The organism is Terrabacter ginsenosidimutans (assembly GCF_039539425.1).
Taxonomy (GTDB): Bacteria; Actinomycetota; Actinomycetes; order Actinomycetales; family Dermatophilaceae; genus Terrabacter; species Terrabacter ginsenosidimutans.
The window spans coordinates 14,669-36,465 of the sequence record NZ_BAABDC010000002.1 but is presented as its reverse complement, the minus strand read 5'-3'; the positions used below and the strand labels follow the sequence as shown (position 1 = coordinate 36,465).

The window sequence follows — 21,797 nt, the reverse complement described above, 5'->3', positions numbered from 1 at the left end:
CCTCCGACAGCGATGCCTCTGGGTCAGAGATTCAGGTCGCTTCGCTGTCCCAGGGGGTGGGCAGCGAGGGGTCGTGGGCGCGCGGAGTGCTGACCGGCTTGTCGACGACCGGTGACGGCTCGTCGTCCTCGTCGGGCGGGGACGCGAGCGCGTCACGCACGATCTTGCGCGGGTCGTACTGGCGAGGGTCGTAGGCCCGCCAGTCGACGTCGGAGAACTCCGGGCCCATCTCGTCCTTGAGCTGCTGCTTGGCGCGGTCGGCCATGCTGCGCGCCTGGCGGACGAACTTGCCGAACTTGGCGGCGTACTCGGGCAGGCGCTCGGGACCCAGGATGAGGATCGCGAGCAGACCGAGCAGGAGCAGCTCCCACCCGTTGATGTCGAACACAGTCCCTCGCTTCCACGCGTACCGGCTGCGCCATCCTACGGTGGCGAGCCGAGAGCTACTTGGCCGGATCGGCCTCGAGGGTCATCTGCAGCTCGAGCTCCTTGCCGTCGCGCCGCACCTTGAGGCTCACGGTGTCGCCGACGGCCCTCGCGCGGATCGAGACGATGAGCTGGTCAGGCGTGCGGATGCGCTTGCCCTCGAAGCCGACGATGACGTCGCCGGCCTTGACCCCTGCCTTGGCGGCGGGCCCCCCGGCGGTGACGGCGTCGGCGGCGTCGTCGACCTCGGCGCCCTCACCGGAGAAGGTGCGGTTGAGCTTGACGCCGATGACCGGGTGCGTGGCCTTGCCGGTCGCGATGAGCTGGTCGGCGGTGCGTCTTGCCTGGTCGCTCGGGATGGCGAAGCCGAGCCCGATGCTGCCGCCCGTCGAGCCGCTGGTGCCGGGCACCCGCGCGATGGCGCTGTTGACACCGATGACCTTGCCGGACATGTCGAGCAGGGGCCCGCCGGAGTTGCCGGGGTTGATCGCGGCGTCGGTCTGGATCGCGTTGATGTAGGAGGACTCGCTGCCCTCACCGGGCGTCACCGGGCGGTTGAGCGCGCTGATGATGCCGGTCGTCACCGTCTGGTCGAGTCCCAGCGGAGCCCCGACGGCGATGACCTGGTCGCCGACGACGACCTTGTCGGACGGACCGAGGGTGAGCGGCTTGAGGTCGGTGCGCGAGATCTTGAGGACGGCGAGGTCGTAGCTCGAGTCCCGGCCGACGATCGTCGCCTTCTCCGTGTCGCCGTTGCTCAGCACGACCTCGATGTCCCCGTTGACGCCGGGCTCGACGACGTGGTTGTTGGTGAGGATGTGGCCCTTCGTGTCCACGACGAAGCCCGAGCCCGTGGCCGAGCCCTCGCTGCCGGCGTCCACCTTGATGGTGACGACGCTCGGGAGGGCGATGGCGGCGATGTTGGCGATGGATCCGGCCGGGCGTTGCGTGGCGCCCGGCCCGGGGTCGGGCAGGGTCGTGCCGGCCAGGTTGATGCGGTCCTGGGCCAGCTGGCCGGCGACGCCGCCGATGACGCCCGAGAGCAGGCACAGACCGACCACCACGGCGGCCAGCCTGCCGCGGCCTCGCCGACGCCCCGAGGGCGCGTCGGTCAGCAGCACCCCGCCGGGCTCCGTGGGTGCGGCGCCGGTGGACGAATGGACGGGTGCCTGTGGCACCGGGCCGACGTATGCCGGGTGCTGGGCCGCCGTCTCCGTGCTCGCCCCCTGGCCTGCAGGGCTCTCGGGCCCGCCCGCGGCCGCGGCACCGGAGGCGCCGGCCACGGCTGCGGCACCTGGGGACCCGGCCCCGGAGGTGGCCGCCGGCGGTGCGTAGCTCGACCGGTAGGCCTGCTCGGCGATGGCGTCGGCGCGGTCGCTCCCCCACGAGGAGTCGGCTCGCACCGGGACGCCGGCGCCCTCGGTGGGGTGCTCCCCGCCGAAGACGTCGAACCAGGCGTCGTCACCGGACGGGTCCGGGTGGCTCGACGGGATGGCCCGTGTGTCGTTCAGGTCGATGATGCCGGTCTGCTCCCGCTCCGGCGCCGCAGATGGCTCGGCACCTCGCGTGGACGTCGCCGAGTCGTCGGGCGCGGCAGGCTGCTCGGGAGCTGCCGTCGGCTCGTGGCCCGGCGTCGTCGGCTCGTCGCTCATGGGCCTGATTGTGCCGAACGGACGCTGGTGATCCGAACCGGGGCCACGACTCCGGATGCGGTGCCGATCGCACGGGTCGTCGCGCGAGTGGTCACGACCCAGTAGGGCACGTTGCCGGCACCGATGTCAGTGGTGCCCGGGTAGGTGCGGCTGACCGGCGTCACCCGGTCGCTGCGCAGCACGGAGCCGCCGAAGTTCACGGCGCTGACCGAGCTGTCGCCGAAGCTCGCCACGGGGCCGCGGACCGAGGGGGTCCGCGCGCCGGGCACGGGGGCGATGGCCAGGCCCCAGGCCGCAGCCACGGAGGCTCCGGCCGCGATCGAGGCCACGACCGCGGCCCGCATGGGCGAGCGGTGCAGGGCGGGGGCGGTCGGGCGCACGGTGGGCACGGGCTCGTAGGAGGGCGCGGACGGCATACGGAAACCGGCCGGTGGCATCGGGATGCGCGGCCCTCTGGGGACCTCGGGAGCAGCGGGAGCTGGCTGGGGGTCGCCCGCGGGGGCGACGGCCAGACCCATGAGCGAGGTCCGCAGGCTCATCGGGACGCCGGTGTCGGAGCGCAGGGCAGCGACGATGCGGCGCTCCTGGTCGGCGGCCGCACGGCAGACGGCGCAGCAGACGAGGTGCTTGTCGTAGAGGTGCAGCATCGCCGGCGGCAGGGCACGGTCGACGTACGCCCGGACGTATCCCTTGAGGTGCGGCGTCACGACATCACCTTCCCGGCCTCAGCGCGAGCTCGCGGCGACGCGGCGGCCGGGCAGGCGCAGGCCGGCACGCGCGCCACGCGACTCGGGCTTGGCAGGACGTGCGGCGGCGGCCACCTCGGGCGCCCGGTGGGCGAGGGCCTCGCGCAGCTGGGCGCGGCCGCGGTGGATGCGCGAGCGCACCGTGCCGAGCTTGACGCCGAGCGTGGCACTGATCTCCTCGTAGGAGAGCCCCTCGATGTCGCACAGCACGACGGCCGCGCGGAACTCCGGCGCGAGCGCGTCGAGCGCACGCTGGACGTCGTCGTCGAAACGAGCGTCGTGGTAGGTCTGCTCGGGGCCCTTCTCGCTGCTCGGCAGGCGCCCTGCGGCGTCCTCGGGCAGGGAGTCGAAGCGGATGCGCTGCTTGCGGCGCATCTTGTCGAGGAAGACGTTCGTCGTGATGCGGTGCAGCCAGCCCTCGAAGGTTCCCGGCTGGTAGGAGTGCAGCGACCGGAACACGCGGACGAAGACGTCGTGCGTCAGGTCCTCGGCGTCGTGCGGGTTGCCCGTGAGGCGGTAGGCCAGGCGGTAGACGCGCGCCGAGTGCTGCTCGACGATCTCCTCCCACGTGGGAGGGGTCCACGTCGAGTCGGCCTGCTCCACCGAGGTGGGAGAGGTGGACGTCACGCTGGTGCTCACAGGGGGCTGCGCCTTTCAGGCAGAGGGTTCAACGACACAAACGCCGTCTGGTCTCGATTCGTTCCCGATGATCGTCTCGGATGGGGCTGTCCGGCCGCCAGCCGGAACCTGTGGTTCTGCTGTGGGCGGGGTGGCGGCGGTCAGCGCCGGTCAGGGCGCCTGCTCACTGCCGTCGTGCGGCACCGCCTCGTGGTGGGCCCGGCCGTGGGTGCGGCGGTCCTCCTTCATCTCCGCCTCGAAGAGGTGGCGGCGGCCACCGACGAGGTCGTCGCGCGCCGCCGCCTCGAGGCGCTTGAACGTGGCGTAGTAGTCGTCGTCGTACTCCTCGACGATCTGGAACGTCCACCGCCCCTGGATGACGTTGCGGCCGACGAGCTCGTCCTGGAGCCGGTCGGCGAGCTCGCCGTGGCCCGCCGCCCGGAAGAGGTCGACCGCGTCGCCGAGCGCGAGGTCGCCCGAGCCCGTCAGCCGGTGGAAGGCGTAGAGGTGGCCGCGGGCGTCCTCGATGACCTCGAGGGCCTCCGACAGCTTGCCGAGGGCCTCCACGGTGGCATCGTCGACGCCGGCCGGACGCCGGTGCTCCGCGATCGGCACGTCCTGTTCGTCCATGAGCTGATCCTTACCCGGATCCGGGCGGCGGGGTGCCGAACCGGCCCATCTGGTCACAGTAGGGTGACGAACATGAGCACCCAGAAGGTCGCCGCGTGGTCGCACGCCGAGGAGTTCGTCACCCCGAGCGAGCAGGTCGAGGAGGCCACCCACCGCGGCGAGGAGCTCGGCGCACCGGCCGTCGGCAACGGCGTCGGGGCCGTGCTCCAGATGCTCGCCGCCGCGACCGGGGCCAAGGCCGTCATGGAGATCGGCACCGGCGCCGGGGCCTCGGGGCTGTGGTTGCTCGGCGGCATGCCGGCCGACGGCATCCTCACCACCATCGACCTCGAGACCGAGCACCAGCGAGCCGCGCGCGACGCGTTCGCCGCCGCCGGCATCGCCCACCAGCGCACCCGCGTCATCGCCGGCCGGGCCCTCGAGGTGCTCCCCCGGATGACCGACGGCGCCTACGACCTCGTCGTCGTCGACGCCGACAAGGAGGAGTACCCCGACTACCTCGCGCAGGCGACGCGCCTGCTGCGTCGCGGCGGCACCCTCGTCATGACGTGGTCGGACCGGGAGTCCGACCCCGCCAACCGCGACGCGGAGACGCGCACGCTGCGGGAGGTGGGCCGCTCCATCCGCGAGCACGACCAGTTCATCGTCTCGCTGCTGCCCGTGGGTGAGGGCCTGCTCGTCGCCGTCAAGCGCTGAGGAGCGCTGAGGAGCCCTGCGGAGCGCTGATCAGGTATGCCGGGTGGCCGGCCACGCGGCATACCTGATCTCGGGCGCGTGGACGCGAAACGGCCCCCGACCGTGAGGTCGGGGGCCGTCGAACCTGGATCAGCCGGAAGGGTCAGTTGACGCCGTCACAACCCTGGATCGCGTCACGCAGAGCTGCAGCCTCGTCGGGGGTCATCTCGACGACGAGACGCCCGCCGCCTTCAAGGGGCATCCGCAGCACGATGCCGCGGCCCTCCTTGACGACCTCGAGCGGGCCATCGCCGGTCCTCGGCTTCATTGCTGCCATGGTTCCCCTTCCCTAGGAATCCTCGGTCTTTGGCACCATTATTCCGTGTCTCGTTTGCGAGACCTAATTGGGGATGTGACAGAGGGCACGTCACGGCCGTGACGGGCCGGTCACGCTTCCGCAACGGGACGGATTGGGACAGAGTGACGCCCATGACGCAGACGCCTGACTCCCCCTCCACCGCCCCCTCCACCGAGCCGCTGCTCGTCGAGGTCGCCGACGGCATCGCGTGGCTCCGGCTGAACCGCCCCGAGGCGATGAACAGCCTCGACAACGCCCTCAAGGACGCCCTCGTCGCGGCGCTGCACGAGGTCGGCGGAGACCCCGCCGTCCGGTGCGTCGTCCTCACCGGGACCGGTCGCGCCTTCTGCGTCGGCCAGGACCTCAAGGAGCACGTGCGCAGCCTCAGCGACCCGAGCTCGACGCTCGCGACGACGGTCACCGACCACTACAACCCGATCGTCATCGCCCTGTCGACGATGAACAAGCCGGTCGTCGCGGCGCTGAACGGTGTGGCCGCGGGGGCCGGGATGAGCTTCGCGCTCGCCTGCGACTTCCGGGTCGCGTCCGAGCAGGCCGGACTCAACACCTCGTTCGCGGGCATCGCGCTCTCCTGCGACTCGGGTGCCTCGTGGACGCTGCCTCGCCTCATCGGGCCGGCGCGCGCCAAGGAGCTGCTGCTCATGCCCCGCACCGTCTCGGCGCAGGAGGCCCTGGCGCTCGGGCTCGTGACGAAGGTCGTGCCCGACGACGAGCTGGAGGCCGCGGTCACGGAGCTCGCGCGTCAGCTGGCCGACGGTCCGACGCTGGCCTACGGCTCGATCCGCCGCGCCGTGGCCTACTCGGCGGGCGCCGACCTGCCCGACGCCCTGGCCAACGAGGCGGAGCTGATGGCGCTCACCGGCGGCAGCAGCGACCACCGCGCCGCGGTCGACGCCTTCCTGGCCAAGGAGAAGCCCAGCTACACCGGCTCGTGACGTCCGCCCCGTCGCCCTCCGGGGATGAACATGCGGATGGTGCTGCATCCGGTGGCGTCATCACCCCACCAGTCGCCGGACCATTCGCCGGACCGTCACGCATCTGCGGCTCAGCCCGCCACCCCGAGGCGGAGGGTGTTGCGCTCCCGCGCGGTGACCGGTGCTCGCTCCCCGGCGTGCGCTGCGGCCTGGTGAGCTCGCTCGATGCGTCGCAGCTGGGCCTCGGGGTCCCGTGCGAGCGCCGACGGGGTGACGCCGACGACCACCACACGCATCGCCGAGAGGTCCGAGCCCTGCTCGACGGTGGCGTCCCAGTCGAGGCTGTCGGCGTGGAACCGGCGTGACTGGACCATGACAGCCAGGCCGACGTCGTCGAACCAGACGTCTGGCGAGGTCAGGGCCTCGCCGGCCGGTCCGGTGAGCACCGGGTTCGCCATCGGTGTGGGCAGGCGCCTCGACGTCCGGATCAGTGCGAGCAGGTCGGACTCCGGCACCGACCAGGCGCCCGCCGCCGCCTCGGCGAGCAGGCGCCGCAGGCGGACCGAACCCGGGCGACCCCGGGCGTCGACCCAGTGCTCCACGTCGTCGAGCCGCACGAGTCGGCGCTGGACGGCCTCGATCACCAGTGCCCGGGCGCCTCGCTCGTCGGCCGTCTCGGCCGCCGCATCCACGACCGCGCGCGCCAGGCAACCCAGCCGCAGAGGCCCTCGACTCACCATCGGCTCCCCGAGAAGGGTCGTGCTCCGGATGTCGACCCACGATATCCGGCGCGAGCGGCGAGGTGCGGGCACGAGAACGCGGATCGGCACTCGGACCGAACAGGCCTGCAGCCCGTGCAGCGCCGCCGCGGTCGACCCTGCCAGCCAGGCGCCGTCGCCTCCGAGCAGCTGGGCACCCACCAGTCGTTGCTGCTGCGTCGGCAGGCCGGTCTGCAGCGCGTAGACGCCGGGCAGCAACAGGCGCCAGTCCCGCCCGACGCGCCACCGAAGGGTTTCGCGGCTGACGCCGGTCTCGAGCAGCTGACGACGGGTCACGATCCCGCACTGCAACTCGGCTACGACGGCCGCCCCCGCTGTCAGAGTCATGCTCTCAGCCTGACGCCCTCCACGCATCGTGGCTGGCTCGGCCTCCACGGGTGTGGATGACGCGCCACCATGGGCACCGGGTGTGGGCAGGCCGATGGTCCGCGGAATGATCTGCCGGATCGCGTGGTGATCACCCCACCACGCGCAGGACGATCGGCCGCCCCTTCCGTGGCTAGCCCGGCAGGTCAGGGCGGGTAGTCGCTCGGGGGGATGAAGCGCCACAGGATGTCGGTCCAGTAGTACTGCCCGACGACGAAGAGCACGAGCAGCGGCACGAACCGCCACAGCAGCCGCTTCCACGTGTTGCCCCGCCGGTCGGCCCAGCCCGCGCCGAGCATGACGACGAGGACCGGGAAGAGCGGGATCAGGTAGCGGAAGATGCTCGTGAACGGGTCGAGCACGGCGGCGAGGTAGGCCGGGTAGGCCAGCGTCCACGTGCGCAGGTCAGCCCCGAGGCTGCGTGCCCAGGGCCCCGCGACGACGGCGACGAGGATCAGCGGCACGACGACGAGCAGCACCGGGCCCCACGTGTCACCGAACGCGTACTTGGACATGCCGAGCCACGGCGTGAACGGCTCCACCGTCCCCGACCCGCGCCAGGTGGCCATTGTGTCGGTGTAGGCCGAGCGGACACCGGTGCGCCACCACGCGATGGCGGGCCAGAGCAGCCCGGCGACACCGCAGCCGACGAGCGCGGCGACCATGGCGGCATACGTCCCCTTGCTGATCGGCCGGTCGCGGCGCGCGCGCCAGCGCAGGACGACCACCACCAGGGTGACGAGCCCCAGCGGCACCGCGATCGGTCTCGAGAGCCCGACGAGCAGCGCCACCACCGTCGCCACGAGCCAGCGCTCCCTGGCCAGGGCGTAGAGGTAGCCGACGAGCAGCAGCATCGCCAGCGACTCGGTGTAGGCCAGCTGCAACGCCACGGACGCGGGGAAGCTCGCCCACAGCGCCACGACGAGGTATGCCGCGCGGTCGCCGATGCGCCCGCGCAGCAGCAGTCCCATGAGCACCGCCGCACCGGCACCGCAGAGCAGCGCGATCGTCGACCCGACGGCCGGGAACCCGAGGCCCGTCACGGCCATGCCGGCCCGGGCCATGAAGGGGAAGAGCGGGTAGAACGCCCACGGGTTCTGCTGGACGCTTCCACCCTCGCTCATCGGCAGCTCGGACGGGTATCCGTGCAGGGCGATGGTCTGGTACCACTGCCCGTCCCAGAGCGCCGTGAAGGGGAAGTAGGAGACCGGGACGTCGTCGCCTCCGGTCATGCCGGACGGGACCTGGTGCTGCATGACGAGCAGCAGGATCGTGGTCGTGACGACCCGGGCCAGCGCGTAGAGCGCGAGCACCCAGCCGATGAAGACGCGGCGAGGCCGCAGGACCAGCCCCTCCGTCATGTGGTGCGTTCGGGGCCGACCGTCGGATCGGACTGCCCGGCGGGCTCTGCGTGCTCGGAGTGCTCTGCCGGCTCGGACTGCTCGGCGGCCGCCGCGGGCTCGGCAGCCGGGACAGCGTCGTCGCCGCGGAGCACGGCGATCTCCTCGTCCTTCTCACGCAGCTCGCGCCGGAGGCGGTCGACCACCCCGTCGACCTGGCTCATCCGGTAGCCGCGAGGGCTCACGTCGAAGACGAGGTCGTCGAAGTCGGCGTCACGGATCGGCTCGTCGGGCAGCGGCTCGTGGCTCAGGCTCGAGGTGCCCCGCCCGAGGCCGCCGCCGGCCAGCCCCAGGATCAGCGCGACGACGAAGCACAGGACGATGATCCCGACGAAGAGGATGAACCACTTCACGCGTGCGGCTCCTCATAGGTGCGGATGGCCCGGACGGCCTCGTGCGGGTCGTCGGTGACGATGATCCGGTCGAGGTCGGTCGGGTTGATCATGCCGTTCGCGAGCACCGTGTCTCGCATCCAGTCGAGCAGGCCCTGCCAGTAGGCGACGCCCATCAGCACCACGGGGAACTCGGTGACCTTCTGCGTCTGCGCGAGGGTGACGGCCTCGAACAGCTCGTCGAGGGTGCCGAAGCCACCGGGCAGCACGATGAAGCCGCGGGAGTACTTGAGGAACATGACCTTGCGGGCGAAGAAGTAGCGGAAGTTGATCCCGAGGTCGACGTACTCGTTGAGGCCGGTCTCGAACGGCAGCTCGATGCCCAGCCCGACCGACGTGCCGTCGGCGTCGAAGGCCCCCTTGTTCGCGGCCTCCATAGCGCCCGGGCCGCCGCCGGTGATGACGGCATACCCCGCCTCGGCGAGCAGACGGCCCACCTCCACACCCATGGCGTATGCCGGGTCGTCGGCGGTCATGCGCGCCGAACCGAACACGGCGGCTGCGGGGCCGAGCTCGGACAACGTGCCGAAGCCCTCGACGAACTCCGACTGGATGCGCATGACGCGCCACGGGTCGGCGTGCAGCCAGTCGGTGGGCTGGCGCGTCTCGAGCAGCCGCTGGTCGGTCGTCGTCGGCGGCACGTTGTGACCACGCAGGGTCACCGGGCCGGTCTGACGGCGGTCCGTGCGCGGGCTGGACGGCGCGTCGCGCGGCACCTCGGACAGAGGCTGGTGGTCGGTCACAGCGCCAACCCTATGCAACGAGCTCAGCGGAGCCAGCGCAGCAGGGCGGCCTCGGCGTCGACGTACTGGTGCACGGGGCAGCGCTCGTCGTCCATGTGGGCGAGGTTGGGGTCGCCGGGCCCGTAGTTGACGGCCGGGATGCCGAGCGCCGAGAAGCGAGCGACGTCGGTCCAGCCCTCCTTGGGGTTGACCTGGACACCGAGTGCCTCGATGAACGCCTGTGCGGCCGGCAGGTGCAGGCCCGGTCGGGCGCCGTCCGCGGCGTCCGTGAGGACCACGTCGAAGCCCTCGAAGACCCGGCGCACGTGGGCCAGCGCCTCCTCGGTGTCCTTGTCGGGGGCGTAGCGGTAGTTGACCGTGACCGTGCAGCGGTCGGGGACGACGTTGCCGGCGATGCCGCCGCTGATGCCGACGGCCTGGAGCGCCTCGTGGTAGTCGAGGCCGTCGACGGTGATGGTCTCGGCCTCGTAGGCCGTGAGGCGCGACAGCACGGCCGCCGCGTCGTGGATCGCGTTGTGGCCCTTCCACGGCCGCGCCGAGTGGGCGGCGATGCCCTTGGTGACGATCTCGACGCGCAGCGTGCCCTTGCACCCGCCCTCGATGTCGCCGTTGGTCGGCTCGAGGAGCACGGCGAAGTCGCCTGCGAGCAGCTCGGGCGAGGTGTCAGCGAGGATGGCCAGGCCGTTGAACTCGCCCTCGATCTCCTCGCCCTCGTAGAAGAGGAAGGTCAGGTCACGGGTCGGCTCGGCGACCTGGGCGGCGATGCGCAGCATGACAGCCACGCCGCCCTTCATGTCGACCGTGCCCCGGCCCCACAGCTCGCCGTCGACGTGGCGCGTCGGCAGGTTGGGCACGGAGGTGAGGGGAACGGTGTCGATGTGGCCGGCCAGGACGACCCGCTCGGCGCGACCGAGGGTCGTGCGTGCGACGACCGTGTTGCCGTGCCGCGAGACCTCGAGGTGCGCGAGCGGTCGCAGCGCGTCCTCGATGGCTCCCGCGAGCGCCGCCTCGTCCTTGCTGACCGACTCGATGTCGCAGACGGCGGCCGTCAGCGAGGTGACGTCGGCGGAGAGGTCGAGGACGGCACTGCGCTCGCCCGGTGCGGCGGCAGAGGTGGTCGGGTCGGCGGACGAGGCGGTCGACGGCATACGCGGAAGGTTATCTGCAGGGGACGGCTCGACGGCGGCAGGATCCCGGGCAGGACGTCGGGCCGGACTCGGGCACGACTCGGGCACGACTCGGGCAGGACTCGGGCAGGACTCGGCAGCCGCGGACCGTCCGCGCCGTGGGTCGCCGTTTCACCGCGGCACCGGCGCCCCATATCCTTGCCGCCATGTCGGAGCGCAACGCATGGGGACACGGACTGACGACGATCACGGACGACGGGCAGGTGCTCGACACGTGGTTCCCGCGGCCGGCCCTCGGTGAGCGCCCGGCCGACGCGTCGGCCCCCGAGGGGCTGGACGCCCTGGTGGGCACCGACGACGCCCGACGGGTTCGCACCGAGATCCGGCTCGTCGAGATCGACCTCGACGCTCCCCCTGCTGACGCGCCCGACGCCTACCTGCGCCTGCACCTGCTCTCCCACTGCCTCACCGCGCCGAACACGATCAACCTCGACGGCGTCTTCGGCGCCCTGCCCAACATCGTCTGGACGAGCGCCGGCGCCTGCCCGGTCGACGGCTTCGAGCAGACCCGGATGCGGCTGCGCGCACGGGGCCAGCACGTGGCGGTCTACGGGGTCGACAAGTTCCCGCGGATGACCGACTTCGTCGTCCCGCAGGGCGTGCGCATCGCCGACGCCGATCGGGTGCGGCTCGGCGCCCACCTCTCCGCCGGCACGACCGTCATGCACGAGGGCTTCTGCAACTTCAACGCCGGCACGCTCGGCACCTCGATGGTCGAGGGACGCATCGTCCAGGGCGTCGTCGTCGGCGACGGGTCCGACATCGGGGCGGGCGCCTCGATCATGGGCACCCTCTCCGGCGGCGGCACGGAACGCGTGAGCATCGGCGAGCGTTGTCTGGTCGGAGCCAACGGTGGCATCGGCATCGCGCTCGGGGACGACTGCGTCGTCGAGGCCGGGCTCTACGTGACGGCCGGCACCAAGGTGACGCTTCCCGACGGCACCGTGGTCAAGGCCAAGGAGCTGTCGGGATCGAACAACGTGCTGTTCATCCGCAACAGCGTGACCGGCGCCGTCGAGGCCCGGGACCGCAAGGGCACCGGCATCACGCTGAACGCCGCGCTCCACGCCAACGACTGACCCAGACCCCGCACGCCACCCCCGGTTCAGACCAGAGCCGGACCACCCGAGGACCCCATGCCGACGAAACGACCGGGCCCGACCCTTGCCGACTCGCGGCGACGATCACCGACGCGCCGCCGACGCCGGTGGGTGACCGTGCTGCTCGTGCTGGCCGTCGTCGGCACCGCCGGCTGGTTCGGGGCCCGCTTCCTCATCCAGAGCGTCGTCAACCCGCAGTGCACGATCCAGGCCTCCGGGATCACCGAGACCTTCGACCCGGACCAGACCGCCAACGCCGCGCTCATCTCGGCGCTGTCGATCAAGCGCGGCATGCCGCCACGGGCGGCGACGATCGCCCTCACCACGGCGTTCCAGGAGTCGAAGATCCGCAACCTGCGCTATGGGGACCGTGACTCACTCGGCCTCTTCCAGCAGCGGCCGAGCCAGGGTTGGGGCACGAAGGAGCAGATCCTCGACCCGGTGCACGCGACGAACGCCTTCTACGACGCCCTGGTGAAGTACCAGGGCTACGAGACGGCCGACATCACGAAGATCGCCCAGCGGGTGCAGAAGAGCGGCTTCCCCGAGGCCTACCGCGACCACGAGGGACAGGGTCGCGTGCTCGCGTCCACGCTGACCGGCCACTCCCCTGCCGGCCTGACGTGCCGGCTGGATGCCGTGAGGACGAGCGTCGCGCCGCAGCGGGTCGCGAGCGACCTCGCCGAGCAGATGGGGGTGGGCTCCGCCCGCCCGGGGAAGGGCTTGCTCACCGTCACCGCCCGGGACCGGACCACGGCCTGGGCCGTCGCCCAGTGGGCCGTCGCGCGCGCCGAGATGTACGGCGTCAGCAAGGTCGGCATCGGTGACCGCGCCTGGGAGCGCGCGGCCGGTGACCAGGGGTGGTCGTCGGGGACGGACAGCACGACGGTCACGATCAACCTCGGCTGAGCCACACGGCATACGCCCTCGTCGCGGCCGGCCGCACGCGGTCACGGCGGGGGCGGCCCGGCTCGGGCGTGTTGCATCCGGGACGGGCGGCCCGACCCGCGTGACCCCGGGTACGCGAACGGCCCGCCCCGCTGGTGCGGGACGGGCCGGAGGCGGTGGGCTCAGGCAGGTCAGCCCGGGTAGCTGCGCTCGGCCTCGCCGGTGTAGATCTGGCGCGGGCGGCCGATCTTCGTCTCGGGGTCGGTCATCATCTCGCGCCACTGGGCGATCCAGCCCGGCAGGCGGCCGATGGCGAAGAGCACCGTGAACATCTTCGACTCGAAGCCCATGGCCTTGTAGATGAGGCCGGTGTAGAAGTCGACGTTCGGGTAGAGCCGGCGCTCGACGAAGTAGTCGTCCGCGAGGGCGATCTCCTCGAGGCCCTTGGCGATCTCGAGCAGCGGGTCGTTCTGGCCCAGCTTCTCGAGGATGTCGTCGGCGGCCTTCTTGATGATCGCCGCGCGAGGGTCGTAGTTCTTGTAGACGCGGTGCCCGAAGCCCATGAGGCGGACACCGTCCTCCTTGTTCTTGACCTTCTCCATGAACTTCTTCGGGTCGTCGCCCGACTGGTGGAGCTTGCCGAGCATCTCGAGGACGGCCTGGTTGGCGCCGCCGTGCAGCGGACCCGACAGGGCGTGGATGCCGGCGGACACCGAGTTGAAGAGGTTCGCGTGGGCCGAGCCGACGAGGCGCACCGTCGAGGTGGAGCAGTTCTGCTCGTGGTCGGCGTGCAGGATGAAGAGCAGGTCGAGGGCCTTGGCGACGGTCGGGTCGACCTCGTAGGGCTCCACGGGGTAGCCGAAGGTCATCCGCAGGAAGTTCTCGACGAACGACAGCGAGTTGTCGGGGTACATGTACGGCTGGCCGACGCTCTTCTTGTGCGCCATGGCTGCGATGGTCGGCAGCTTGGCGAGGAGACGGACGGTCGAGATCTCGACCTGCTCCTGGTCGAAGGGGTCGAGGCTGTCCTGGTAGAACGTGCCGAGCGCCGAGACCGCCGAGCTGAGCACGGGCATCGGGTGCGCGTCGCGGGGGAAGCCATTGAAGAAGGCGCGGAGGTCCTCGTGCAGCATCGTGTGCCGGCGGATCGAGTCCTCGAAGCGGGTCAGCTCCTCGGGCGTGGGCAGCTCGCCGTAGATGAGCAGGTAGGAGACCTCGACGAACGTGGACTTCTCGGCCAGCTCGGCGATCGGGTAGCCGCGGTAGCGCAGGACGCCTTCGTCACCGTCGATGTAGGTGATCGCGCTCTTGCACGATGCGGTGTTGACGAACCCGACGTCGTAGGTGACGAGGCCGGTCTCCTTGAGCAAGGACCCCACCCCGAGTCCGTCGTTGCCCTCGACGGCACCGACTCCCGGGAACGTGAGTTCCTTGTCTGCGACCTTGAGTGTCGCGTCCACTGCCTTCGTCACTGTTCCTCCGCCTCCTGTAACTCCGGCCCAACGTCGCCGGACGTATCCGCGAGCGACGTTACCCCAGCGTCGGGCCCGCTGAGAAAACAGTCCCACCCCATACCACCGCCCGGGCTCGACCGCAGGGGGCGCCCCCGCCCGCCGTCAGAGCCGGGAGCAGGCGGCCGCGATCCGCTCGTCGGTGGCCGTGAGAGCGATCCGGACGTGCTGCGACCCGGCCGGGCCGTAGAAGGAACCGGGCGCCACGAGAATCCCTCGGTCGGAGAGCTCGGAAACCGTTGTCCAACAGTCTTCCCCACGGGTGGCCCAGAGGTAGAGCCCCGCTTCGGAGTGGTCGACCCGCAGCCCCGCCCTGGTGACGGCGCCGAGCAGCAGCTCGCGCCTGCGGGCGTATGCCGTCCGCTGCGTCTGCACGTGGGTGTCGTCCCGCAGCGCGACCGCCATGGCGCGCTGCACCGGTGTGGGCATGATCATGCCGGCGTGCTTGCGCACCTCGAGGATCGCCCTGACGAGCGCGGGGTCGCCGGCCACGAACGCCGCGCGGTAGCCCGCGAGGTTGGACTGCTTGGAGAGCGAGTAGACGGCGAGCAGCCCGTCGTGGGAGTCGCCGCAGACGTCGGGGTGCAGGATGCTCGGCGTCGACGTGCCGAGGTGACCCTCGCGCCAGTCGAGCTCGGCGTAGCACTCGTCGCTGGCGACGACGACGCCGTGCTGCCGCGCCCATGACACGACCTTGCGGAGGTGCTCCACCCCCAGCACCTGACCGTTGGGGTTGCCGGGACTGTTGAGCCACAACAGCTTTGGCGTCGTCGCAGCCGTCAGAGGGCCCAGACTCGTCAGGGACTGCGCCACGACGGCAGTCGCGCCCGCGATGCGCGCCCCGATGTCGTAGGTGGGGTAGGCGACGGCCGGGATGCCGACGACGTCACCGGCCCGCAGACCGAGCAGCGTCGGCAGCCACGCGACGAGCTCCTTGCTGCCGATGGTCGGCAGCACCGCGTCGACAGTCAGGCCCGGCACTCCGCGGCGGCGCTCGAACCACTCGCAGATCGCGGCGCGCAGGTCGGCGGTGCCGATGGTCAGGGGGTAGCCAGGGGCGTCGGCCGCGTCGGCCAGCGCACGGCGCACGACCTGGGGCGTGGGGTCGACCGGGGTGCCGACCGACAGGTCGACGATGCCGTCCGGATGCGCGACCGCTCGCGCCTTGTAGGGCGCGAGCGAGTCCCAGGGGAAGTCCGGCAGGTCGAGCCCTCGAGCGGGCACGACGGGCACGGTCACTCGGCGTGCTCCTGCGGAGGCAGCGCCTCGATGAGCGGGTGGTCCTTGTCGATGACACCGAGCTTGGCGGCGCCGCCGGGGCTGCCGAGGTCGTTGAAGAACTCGACGTTGGCGTTGTAGTAGTCGGCCCACTGCTCGGGGACGTCGTCCTCGTAGTAGATCGCCTCGACGGGGCAGACCGGCTCGCACGCACCACAGTCGACGCACTCGTCGGGGTGGATGTAGAGCGACCGCTTGCCCTCGTAGATGCAGTCGACCGGACACTCCTCGATGCAGGCACGGTCCTTCAGGTCGACGCAAGGCTGGGCAATGACGTAGGTCATGGGGAGCGGACCTCCTGCTGTGGAGCGTTCGGGAGCGGATGCTGCACCGCCTAGTATGCCGGACATGAACGGCGAGCCCACCGACGGCCCCACGGATGAGACCAGCCTCGAGAAGGGCACCGAGAAGGGCACCGAGAAGGGCACCGAGAAGGACATCGACACGGGCACGGAGACGGGCACGGACACGCGGACCGACACGGGCACGGACACGGCCGGGCACCGGATCACGGCCGGCCTCACGGTCGGCAGCCGCGTCGTCGTCCGCTACCGGCTCGCGGAGGGCGCGGAGGCTGCGGCGACCGACTTCCTCGGCGAGCTCATCGCCCGCAACAACGACTTCCTGGTCGTCGACACGAAGACCGAGCGGGTCAAGCTCATCCGCGCCGACGTCATCGCGGCCAAGGACGTGCCGCCGCCGGCGAGCCGTCCCGGCCGCGCCCACGAGCGCATCTCCGCCGACGACCTCGAGAAGCTCATGGCCAAGGGCTGGCAGGCGCTCGACCGCGGCGGCCTCGGTGACTGGGTGCTGCGCGCGTCCGAGGGCTTCACCGGAAGGGCCAACTCCGCACTCGTCGTGGGTGATCCGAGCCTGCCCCTCGACAAGGCCATCGACTTCGTCGAGAGGTGGTACTCCGACCGCGGCCGACCGGCGATCTTCCAGATCCACGGCGAGCGCGGCTTCGTCGTGGACGAGGTCCCCGCCGCCGCGGCGCTGCTCGCGCGCGGCTACGCCGTCGGCGGTGGCCGGGACGACTGGCAGCGGGTGCTCATCATGACGGGGCTCTCCGCCGCGGTCCCGCCGCTCACCGAGGACTCGCCACCCGTCACGGCGGACGCCGAGCTGAAGCTGGACTGGCTCATGGCCTACGGGCAGCAGCGCCCGATCGTCCCCGGTGCGACGGAGGCCGTCCTCACGGGCAGCGACGGCCAGCTCTTCCTGTCGGTGCGCGACCCGCAGAGCAACCGGGTCATCGCCCTGGCCCGCATGTCGATCCATCCCGGATGGGCCGGCATCTTCGGCCTCTGGGTGCACCCCGACCACCGCCGCTCGGGGCTCGCCACGACGATCGTCTCGGCCGTGGCGATGGTGGCCCGCGAGAACACCATGCCCGCGATCTACCTCCAGGTGTCGGCCGACAACGCCGACGGCGTCGCCTTCTGGGAGCGGCTGGGCTTCGGCGTGCACCACGAGTACACCTATCTCACCCGACCGTCCGCCTAGCCCGCTGGGGCTGGCGGGTCAGGGCGGGACAGCTCCGGGGTTGGTGCAGATGATGTGGTCCTCGGGGACGTAGTGCGTCGTCACCGGTTCGCTCCGGACGAGCGCGGTCGAGCCGGGACGGCGCCACTGCCTGGTGACGGTCACGTCGAAGCCCGGGTTGGCCTGCTGGGGGTAGCACTTCAGGCTGTCGTCGCGAATCGTCTTGGGCGGCACGACATTGCGTCGCGGCCCCTTGACCGACGCGATGTCCCAGGTCCTCGTGCTCCACACCCTCCCGTGGACGTTGCCGCCCTCGACCCAGGTCTGCAGGAGCATCCCGTAGGGAGTGTCGTTCTTCCACTTGTTGTCGATGGTCGGCCAGTAGACGGTCGCCTCGCGGCCCTCGGGGTAGCGCGGGATGAAGAACGCGTGCGGGCTGAACTCGAGGAAGTCCACCCCGGCGAAGTACGCCAGGTTGTAGACCACCGTCGAGACCTGGCTGATGCCTCCGCCGGTGCCCCGGGTCAGGCGACCGTCGATGATGACGGTGCCGTCGGCATACCCCTTGTCCTCCGTGCGTTCGCCGAGGATCGCGTTGAGGCTGAAGGTCCCCCCGGGCGGGACGTACGTGCCGTTGAGGCGCCTCGCCGCGACGACGAGGTTGTTCGTGCGAGTGGCGTCGTTCGTGGGGAACGGTGACCGGAAGTCGACGACGAGCTCGTTGATCCCGGCCTTCTGGGCGTCCTCGGTCGTGAACGGGGGGCGCGCCACGGCGGGGCTCGCGTCCACGGTCCGGTCGGCGCTGGAGATGGCGCTGATCGCGCGCTTGGCCAGCGCGTCCTCGTCGACCGTGAGGCCGTCGACCGACGGGATGAGCCGTGGCTTGCCGTTGTCCGCCTCGAACTCCCATCGAGCGCTGCTCGCGGCGCGGGTCGGCACCTTGAGCTTGCCGGCCACGAGGCGTGCGAGCGCGCGCTCGTCGAACCGAGGGGTCAGCTGACCGGACCCGTCGGCGACGACGGAGACGGACGGGGCGAACTCCGACGGATCGAGCCGGGCCCTGGCCGTGCCCGCCACCAGCGTCAGCGGCCCCGACATCGCCGTGCTCCCGAACTCCGCGGCGACCTTCTCGACTCCGTCGGCGCTCACCAGGGGCGGCACCACCCGCATCACCGCCGTCGCCTGCGTCGAGTCGGGGAAGGCCCGGCGAAGGGCCAGCTTGGTGGCAGCAACGTCGAGCGTGCGGCCCGGGACGGGCATGTCGACCGCCACGGAGCCGCCCGGGAACGTCACCCGCCCCTCGACGGGCGCGACGGCGACCCCGGGCGCGAGACGGTCGACGTAGGCGCTCAGCCGCTCGTCGTCCGTGCTCGTCAGCAACGGCGCCCGGACCTCGCCCGTGAGTCTGTCCCACAGGACGCGTGGGTCGAGCGTGAGCCCCGTGAGCCCGTCGAGCGAGCGGTCGGCGTCGACGGCGAGGCCGGCGTCCCGGGGCACGACCTGGACCGGCTCGTCCCGCCCCGGCACGCTGAGCGCGATCGGGGTGGAGAGCAGCGTCCGCGAGCCCGTTGCGATCGCTGCCCGGGCGGCATCGGGCGTCATCCCGCCCACCTGGATGCCGCCCACCGACACCGTCGCCGGGACGTGCTGCGAGGACCACGTGCACAGCCCTGCGTAGCCCCCGCCCAGCACGACCGTGGCCATGAGGAGGCGGAGCGCGGTGGAGCGCCGTTCTCGCCGCGAGTCGCGGGCGTCGTAGGTCCAGTCGTCGGCCATCGGCTCTCCGGGCAGGGTCATCGAGTGGCACGACGGTAACGCCCACGGTGGGCGATGTGCGCCAGGCGCGACCTGGTGTCGCCCGACGTCCGCCGGTCAGGCGAGCAGGCCGGCCTCTCCGGGCTCCACAGGGCCCCCGACCGTCTCCCAGCTCAGCGGGTCGACCCGTCGGAAACCCTCGCGCGCCGTCGTCCGCGCCGCGACGAGGTTGGACAGCGCGTGCACGTCCTCGCTGGCGACGATCACCTGCGTCGCGTGCGCGCGCAGGGCGTCGTTCGCCGCCGCCCGGGCCGCCTCGTCTACGACAGCGTGGGTCACGAGCCCGTCGTCGACCACGGACGGCGGGAACGGGTGGCCCGTCGACGGGACGACGAGCCGTGGTGGCTCGGGCGAGCCTGCCCCGAGGTCCTGCCCGTGCCACCAGGCGGCCGTGTCGAGCAGCGCCGGGTCGGCCTCGTGCAGCCACTGGCGGTCCTCGCGGGCCCAGCCGACGGGCGTGAGGATCTCGTAGACGCGGGTCGGCCGGTGGGCGGCCTCGACCAGCTCGAGGGCGCGGCGCGTCACACGGTGGGTCTGGATGTGGTCCGGGTGGCCGTAGCCGCCGTGCTCGTCGTAGGTGACGACGACGTCGGGGTGGAGGTCGCGCACGAGGTCCGCGACGAGCCCACCGGCCACGTCGAGGTCGGCCGCGGCGAAGGCCTCGGTCCGGGCCGCCGCGGGCGAGCCCGCCATGCCCGAGTCGCGATAGCGCGACAGGCGCCCCGTCGCCGGGTCGGCCCCCAGGACGTGCATGACGACCCCCAGACGCCCCAGCGCCCGCGTCAGCTCACCGTGCCGGTGGGCGCCGAGCCGGTCGTGCGGGTCTCCCTCGAGGTACGCGAGACCCGGTGGGATCACCTCTCCCTCCTCCCCCAGGGTGCACGTGAGCACGTGCACCTCGTCCCCGCGCGCGACGTGGTGGGCCATCGCCACACCGCACGTCAGCGTCTCGTCGTCGGGGTGGGCGTGGACGAAGAGCAGTCGCGCCACGTTCGGGGGCCTCTCGGGTCAGCGGGTCAGCGGGTCGACACGTCAGCGCACGGCGACGGTGGCGAGGTCGACGATGCCGCCGACCGCGTGGTCCTCGTAGGACCGGACGCCCGAGCCGTGCAGGTAGAGCGCCTTGGTCGCGGAGAGCGCGATGTAGCCGCCCTCGTCGCGCAGCGTCCGGTCGGCCTGCTCCCACACCTTCGCGCGGGACGTGGGGTCGGCCGTCACGTCCGCCTTGTCGATGAGGGCGTTGACCGTGGCGCTGCTGAAGTAGCCGACGTCCTGACCGGGTCCCGACGAGTCGATGTTGATCCGCGAGTCGAACAGCGCGGGCAGCACCCCGCCGGCAGAGGGCCAGTCGGGGGTCCACACCCCGCGAAAGACGTCGAAGGAGTCGACCGAGGTCGGCTTCTCGATCGTCTCGTAGTACTTCTCGGCCGGGACGCTGGTGAGCTCCACCTCGAAGCCGGCGCGCTGCCACCCGGCGGCGAGGGCGGCGTATGCCTTGTCCCCCAGGACCGATCGGGCGTAGACCACGCGCAGCGGCACCGGCAGCTTCACGCCCGCCTGCTTCAGCAGGCGGCGCGCACCTTCCGGGTCGCCCTCGACGCCTTCTCCCGGGGGTGGGTTGACCGACTGGGGGTCGACGGTGGGCGACAGGATCGACCACGTGGGTGTCCCCGCGCCCTCGCCGCCGGTCGCGGTGACGTAGGTCGCCCGGTTCGTCGACAGTGCGAGGGCCTTGCGCACGGCCGGGTTGGCCATGACCTTGCTGCGCATGTTGACGGCGAGGTAGTCGACGTTGCCCGTGTAGGGGAACGTCAGTCGTGTCTGCAGGCCGGTGCCGGCCTGGTTGCGCAGGGTCGGGCTGGCCTGCACCCACGACACGGCATACGCGTCGTCGTCCTGCTGGTTGAGCAGGCGCTGGATGACGGTCTGCTCGCCGAGCCCGGAGGTGACCCGGATCTCGTCGGGGTAGGCCTGCCGGATCGGGTCGCTGCGCGGGTCCCAGTGCTCGTTGCGCACGAAGGTGCCGCCCGTGCCGACCACCCACGGCGCCTTGAGCCGGTAGGGCCCGCTCGACATGACGGCATACGACGCCTTGTCGCTCTTCGTGTCGGCCGAGGCCTTCCGCGGGGCGAACTCGGGCAGCGCCACGATGTGCGGGAAGTCGGGCTCGGAGTCGCGCAGCCTGAACGTGATCGTGGATCCCTTGCACGAGACCGCACGCTCGAAGTCCGCCTCGTGGGCGGTGTCGGCCGGCCCGGAGTACACCGGCTTCTCGAGCCCCTCGGGGGTGACCTGCGTCGGGATGTCGAGCAGGAAGCTCGCGTAGTTGGTGCCGCCGACGTGGGTGCGCCGGTCGAAGGTGCGTGCCACGCCGTGGCGCACGTCCTCGCACGTGATCGGCGAGCCGTCCTGCCACGTCACGCCGGGGCGCAGGGTGAAGGTCCAGGTGCGCGCGCCGTTGCTCGGGGTGCCCGTGTCGGTGGCCAGGTCGGCCTCGACGTCGCGCTGGTGCGCCCCGGTGCCGTAGGCCGTGAGGCCGCGGGCGAACGTGCGCTGGGCGAAGAACGCCTCGGGGCCGACGTACATCAGCTGCGGGTCCCACGTGGCGACGGTGCCTGCCACGAGCACCTCCAGCGAGCCGCCGCGCTGGGGCTGCCCCGTCGCTGCCGACGGGGCAGCGCCCAGCGCGCCCTGGGTGCTCGCGGGGTCGCTCGACCCCGTGCACGCCGCGGCGCCCGCGGCCAGGACGGCAGCCCCGACCCCGACAGCGAGCGACCTCGTCAACCCACGCACCACGCCGCGACCTCCGCCCG

At 71.8% G+C, this 21,797-nt stretch carries 22 protein-coding genes; 5 read left to right on the top strand and 17 right to left on the bottom strand.

The genetic code is table 11. From position 1 onward, the window contains the following. Nucleotides 1-31 precede the first annotated feature (31 nt). The 5 genes from ABD831_RS06175 to ABD831_RS06155 form a co-directional block, all read right to left on the bottom strand. On the bottom strand, nt 32-388 hold the full coding sequence (locus ABD831_RS06175; RefSeq protein WP_142177049.1) for a twin-arginine translocase TatA/TatE family subunit: 357 nt from the start codon (nt 386-388) through the stop codon (nt 32-34). A gap of 55 nt (nt 389-443) precedes the next feature. Further along, nucleotides 444-2,078 carry a trypsin-like peptidase domain-containing protein gene (locus ABD831_RS06170; RefSeq protein ID WP_344943133.1) on the bottom strand — a complete coding sequence of 545 codons (1,635 nt, stop codon included), beginning with the start codon at nt 2,076-2,078 and terminating at the stop codon, nt 444-446. After that, entirely contained in the window at nt 2,075-2,785 is a 711-nt protein-coding gene (locus ABD831_RS06165) for an anti-sigma factor family protein (protein WP_344943130.1), read from the bottom strand. Before ABD831_RS06165 ends, ABD831_RS06170 begins: the two co-directional genes overlap by 4 nt. Nucleotides 2,786-2,803: 18 nt before the next feature. Then, the gene (sigE, locus tag ABD831_RS06160; RefSeq protein ID WP_344943128.1) at nt 2,804-3,463 is read right to left on the bottom strand and encodes an RNA polymerase sigma factor SigE; all 660 of its coding nucleotides are present in this window, start codon (nt 3,461-3,463) and stop codon (nt 2,804-2,806) included. Between the two features lie 150 nt (nt 3,464-3,613). Next, nucleotides 3,614-4,072: a hypothetical protein gene (locus ABD831_RS06155; RefSeq protein ID WP_344943126.1), complete on the bottom strand. Its 459-nt coding sequence runs from the start codon at nt 4,070-4,072 to the stop codon at nt 3,614-3,616. Between the two features lie 72 nt (nt 4,073-4,144). Between ABD831_RS06155 and ABD831_RS06150 the strand changes: the two genes are divergently transcribed. Continuing rightward, nucleotides 4,145-4,768, top strand: a complete 624-nt coding sequence (locus tag ABD831_RS06150; protein ID WP_344943123.1) for an O-methyltransferase — start codon at nt 4,145-4,147, stop codon at nt 4,766-4,768. 142 nt (nt 4,769-4,910) lie between these two features. Here the strand turns inward: ABD831_RS06150 and ABD831_RS06145 are convergent, their stop codons facing one another. Continuing rightward, nucleotides 4,911-5,084: a DUF3117 domain-containing protein gene (locus ABD831_RS06145; protein WP_013493416.1), complete on the bottom strand. Its 174-nt coding sequence runs from the start codon at nt 5,082-5,084 to the stop codon at nt 4,911-4,913. A gap of 152 nt (nt 5,085-5,236) precedes the next feature. Here ABD831_RS06145 and ABD831_RS06140 point away from each other — a divergent pair, with 152 nt between their 5' ends. Continuing rightward, nucleotides 5,237-6,061 carry an enoyl-CoA hydratase/isomerase family protein gene (locus ABD831_RS06140; RefSeq protein ID WP_344943120.1) on the top strand — a complete coding sequence of 275 codons (825 nt, stop codon included), beginning with the start codon at nt 5,237-5,239 and terminating at the stop codon, nt 6,059-6,061. 110 nt (nt 6,062-6,171) lie between these two features. On the opposite strand, the gene ABD831_RS06135 is transcribed toward ABD831_RS06140, so the two are convergent. From ABD831_RS06135 to dapE, 5 genes are all read right to left on the bottom strand, one after another. Further along, on the bottom strand, nt 6,172-7,146 hold the full coding sequence (locus ABD831_RS06135) for a hypothetical protein (protein WP_344943117.1): 975 nt from the start codon (nt 7,144-7,146) through the stop codon (nt 6,172-6,174). A 185-nt stretch (nt 7,147-7,331) separates the two neighbouring features. Beyond that, nucleotides 7,332-8,546, bottom strand: coding sequence for a hypothetical protein (locus tag ABD831_RS06130; protein ID WP_344943113.1), 1,215 nt, complete (start codon nt 8,544-8,546; stop codon nt 7,332-7,334). Next, nucleotides 8,543-8,938 (bottom strand): cell division protein DivIVA, encoded by a 396-nt coding sequence (locus ABD831_RS06125; protein WP_344943110.1) that lies wholly within the window; start codon nt 8,936-8,938, stop codon nt 8,543-8,545. The genes ABD831_RS06130 and ABD831_RS06125 overlap by 4 nt, the downstream gene beginning before the upstream one ends. Next, complete coding sequence (locus ABD831_RS06120) at nt 8,935-9,720, bottom strand: LOG family protein (RefSeq protein ID WP_425582792.1); 786 nt, start codon at nt 9,718-9,720, stop codon at nt 8,935-8,937. Before ABD831_RS06120 ends, ABD831_RS06125 begins: the two co-directional genes overlap by 4 nt. A gap of 23 nt (nt 9,721-9,743) precedes the next feature. Further along, a complete protein-coding gene (gene dapE / locus ABD831_RS06115) occupies nt 9,744-10,868 on the bottom strand; it encodes a succinyl-diaminopimelate desuccinylase (RefSeq protein WP_344943107.1) in 1,125 nt (374 codons plus the stop codon). 185 nt (nt 10,869-11,053) lie between these two features. Here dapE and dapD point away from each other — a divergent pair, with 185 nt between their 5' ends. Both dapD and ABD831_RS06105 read left to right on the top strand, forming a co-directional pair. After that, entirely contained in the window at nt 11,054-11,986 is a 933-nt protein-coding gene (gene dapD, locus ABD831_RS06110) for a 2,3,4,5-tetrahydropyridine-2,6-dicarboxylate N-succinyltransferase (protein ID WP_344943105.1), read from the top strand. A 57-nt stretch (nt 11,987-12,043) separates the two neighbouring features. Continuing rightward, nucleotides 12,044-12,916 carry a hypothetical protein gene (locus ABD831_RS06105; protein ID WP_425582791.1) on the top strand — a complete coding sequence of 291 codons (873 nt, stop codon included), beginning with the start codon at nt 12,044-12,046 and terminating at the stop codon, nt 12,914-12,916. 170 nt (nt 12,917-13,086) lie between these two features. Here the strand turns inward: ABD831_RS06105 and ABD831_RS06100 are convergent, their stop codons facing one another. The 3 genes from ABD831_RS06100 to fdxA all read right to left on the bottom strand — a co-directional run bounded on the left by ABD831_RS06100 (nt 13,087) and on the right by fdxA (nt 15,968). Next, nucleotides 13,087-14,367: a citrate synthase gene (locus ABD831_RS06100; protein WP_221628618.1), complete on the bottom strand. Its 1,281-nt coding sequence runs from the start codon at nt 14,365-14,367 to the stop codon at nt 13,087-13,089. A 144-nt stretch (nt 14,368-14,511) separates the two neighbouring features. Continuing rightward, nucleotides 14,512-15,645, bottom strand: coding sequence for a succinyldiaminopimelate transaminase (dapC, locus tag ABD831_RS06095; protein ID WP_344943097.1), 1,134 nt, complete (start codon nt 15,643-15,645; stop codon nt 14,512-14,514). Next, nucleotides 15,642-15,968, bottom strand: coding sequence for a ferredoxin (gene fdxA / locus ABD831_RS06090; protein ID WP_142177036.1), 327 nt, complete (start codon nt 15,966-15,968; stop codon nt 15,642-15,644). The genes dapC and fdxA overlap by 4 nt, the downstream gene beginning before the upstream one ends. Before the next feature lie 64 nt (nt 15,969-16,032). Here fdxA and ABD831_RS06085 point away from each other — a divergent pair, with 64 nt between their 5' ends. After that, nucleotides 16,033-17,190, top strand: a complete 1,158-nt coding sequence (locus ABD831_RS06085) for a GNAT family N-acetyltransferase (RefSeq protein ID WP_344943093.1) — start codon at nt 16,033-16,035, stop codon at nt 17,188-17,190. An 18-nt stretch (nt 17,191-17,208) separates the two neighbouring features. On the opposite strand, the gene ABD831_RS06080 is transcribed toward ABD831_RS06085, so the two are convergent. The 3 genes from ABD831_RS06080 to ABD831_RS06070 form a co-directional block, all read right to left on the bottom strand. Further along, nucleotides 17,209-18,966 carry a VanW family protein gene (locus ABD831_RS06080; protein WP_344943090.1) on the bottom strand — a complete coding sequence of 586 codons (1,758 nt, stop codon included), beginning with the start codon at nt 18,964-18,966 and terminating at the stop codon, nt 17,209-17,211. 75 nt (nt 18,967-19,041) lie between these two features. Beyond that, a complete protein-coding gene (gene mshB / locus ABD831_RS06075) occupies nt 19,042-19,974 on the bottom strand; it encodes an N-acetyl-1-D-myo-inositol-2-amino-2-deoxy-alpha-D-glucopyranoside deacetylase (protein ID WP_344943087.1) in 933 nt (310 codons plus the stop codon). 42 nt (nt 19,975-20,016) lie between these two features. Continuing rightward, the gene (locus tag ABD831_RS06070; protein WP_344945337.1) at nt 20,017-21,777 is read right to left on the bottom strand and encodes an ABC transporter substrate-binding protein; all 1,761 of its coding nucleotides are present in this window, start codon (nt 21,775-21,777) and stop codon (nt 20,017-20,019) included. Between the last annotated feature and the right edge of the window lie 20 nt (nt 21,778-21,797).

Bases quoted from the DNA above. Each gene is read 5' to 3' on its own strand.
- fdxA (WP_142177036.1), bottom strand. From the start codon at position 15,968: ATGACCTACGTCATTGCCCAGCCTTGCGTCGACCTGAAGGACCGTGCC.
- ABD831_RS06150 (WP_344943123.1), top strand. From the start codon at position 4,145: ATGAGCACCCAGAAGGTCGCCGCGTGGTCGCACGCCGAGGAGTTCGTC.
- ABD831_RS06140 (WP_344943120.1), top strand. From the start codon at position 5,237: ATGACGCAGACGCCTGACTCCCCCTCCACCGCCCCCTCCACCGAGCCG.
- ABD831_RS06155 (WP_344943126.1), bottom strand. From the start codon at position 4,072: ATGGACGAACAGGACGTGCCGATCGCGGAGCACCGGCGTCCGGCCGGC.
- ABD831_RS06135 (WP_344943117.1), bottom strand. From the start codon at position 7,146: ATGACTCTGACAGCGGGGGCGGCCGTCGTAGCCGAGTTGCAGTGCGGG.
- dapD (WP_344943105.1), top strand. From the start codon at position 11,054: ATGTCGGAGCGCAACGCATGGGGACACGGACTGACGACGATCACGGAC.
- ABD831_RS06105 (WP_425582791.1), top strand. From the start codon at position 12,044: ATGCCGACGAAACGACCGGGCCCGACCCTTGCCGACTCGCGGCGACGA.
- ABD831_RS06170 (WP_344943133.1), bottom strand. From the start codon at position 2,078: ATGAGCGACGAGCCGACGACGCCGGGCCACGAGCCGACGGCAGCTCCC.
- ABD831_RS06080 (WP_344943090.1), bottom strand. From the start codon at position 18,966: ATGACCCTGCCCGGAGAGCCGATGGCCGACGACTGGACCTACGACGCC.
- ABD831_RS06085 (WP_344943093.1), top strand. From the start codon at position 16,033: ATGAACGGCGAGCCCACCGACGGCCCCACGGATGAGACCAGCCTCGAG.
- ABD831_RS06145 (WP_013493416.1), bottom strand. From the start codon at position 5,084: ATGGCAGCAATGAAGCCGAGGACCGGCGATGGCCCGCTCGAGGTCGTC.
- ABD831_RS06130 (WP_344943113.1), bottom strand. From the start codon at position 8,546: ATGACGGAGGGGCTGGTCCTGCGGCCTCGCCGCGTCTTCATCGGCTGG.
- dapE (WP_344943107.1), bottom strand. From the start codon at position 10,868: ATGCCGTCGACCGCCTCGTCCGCCGACCCGACCACCTCTGCCGCCGCA.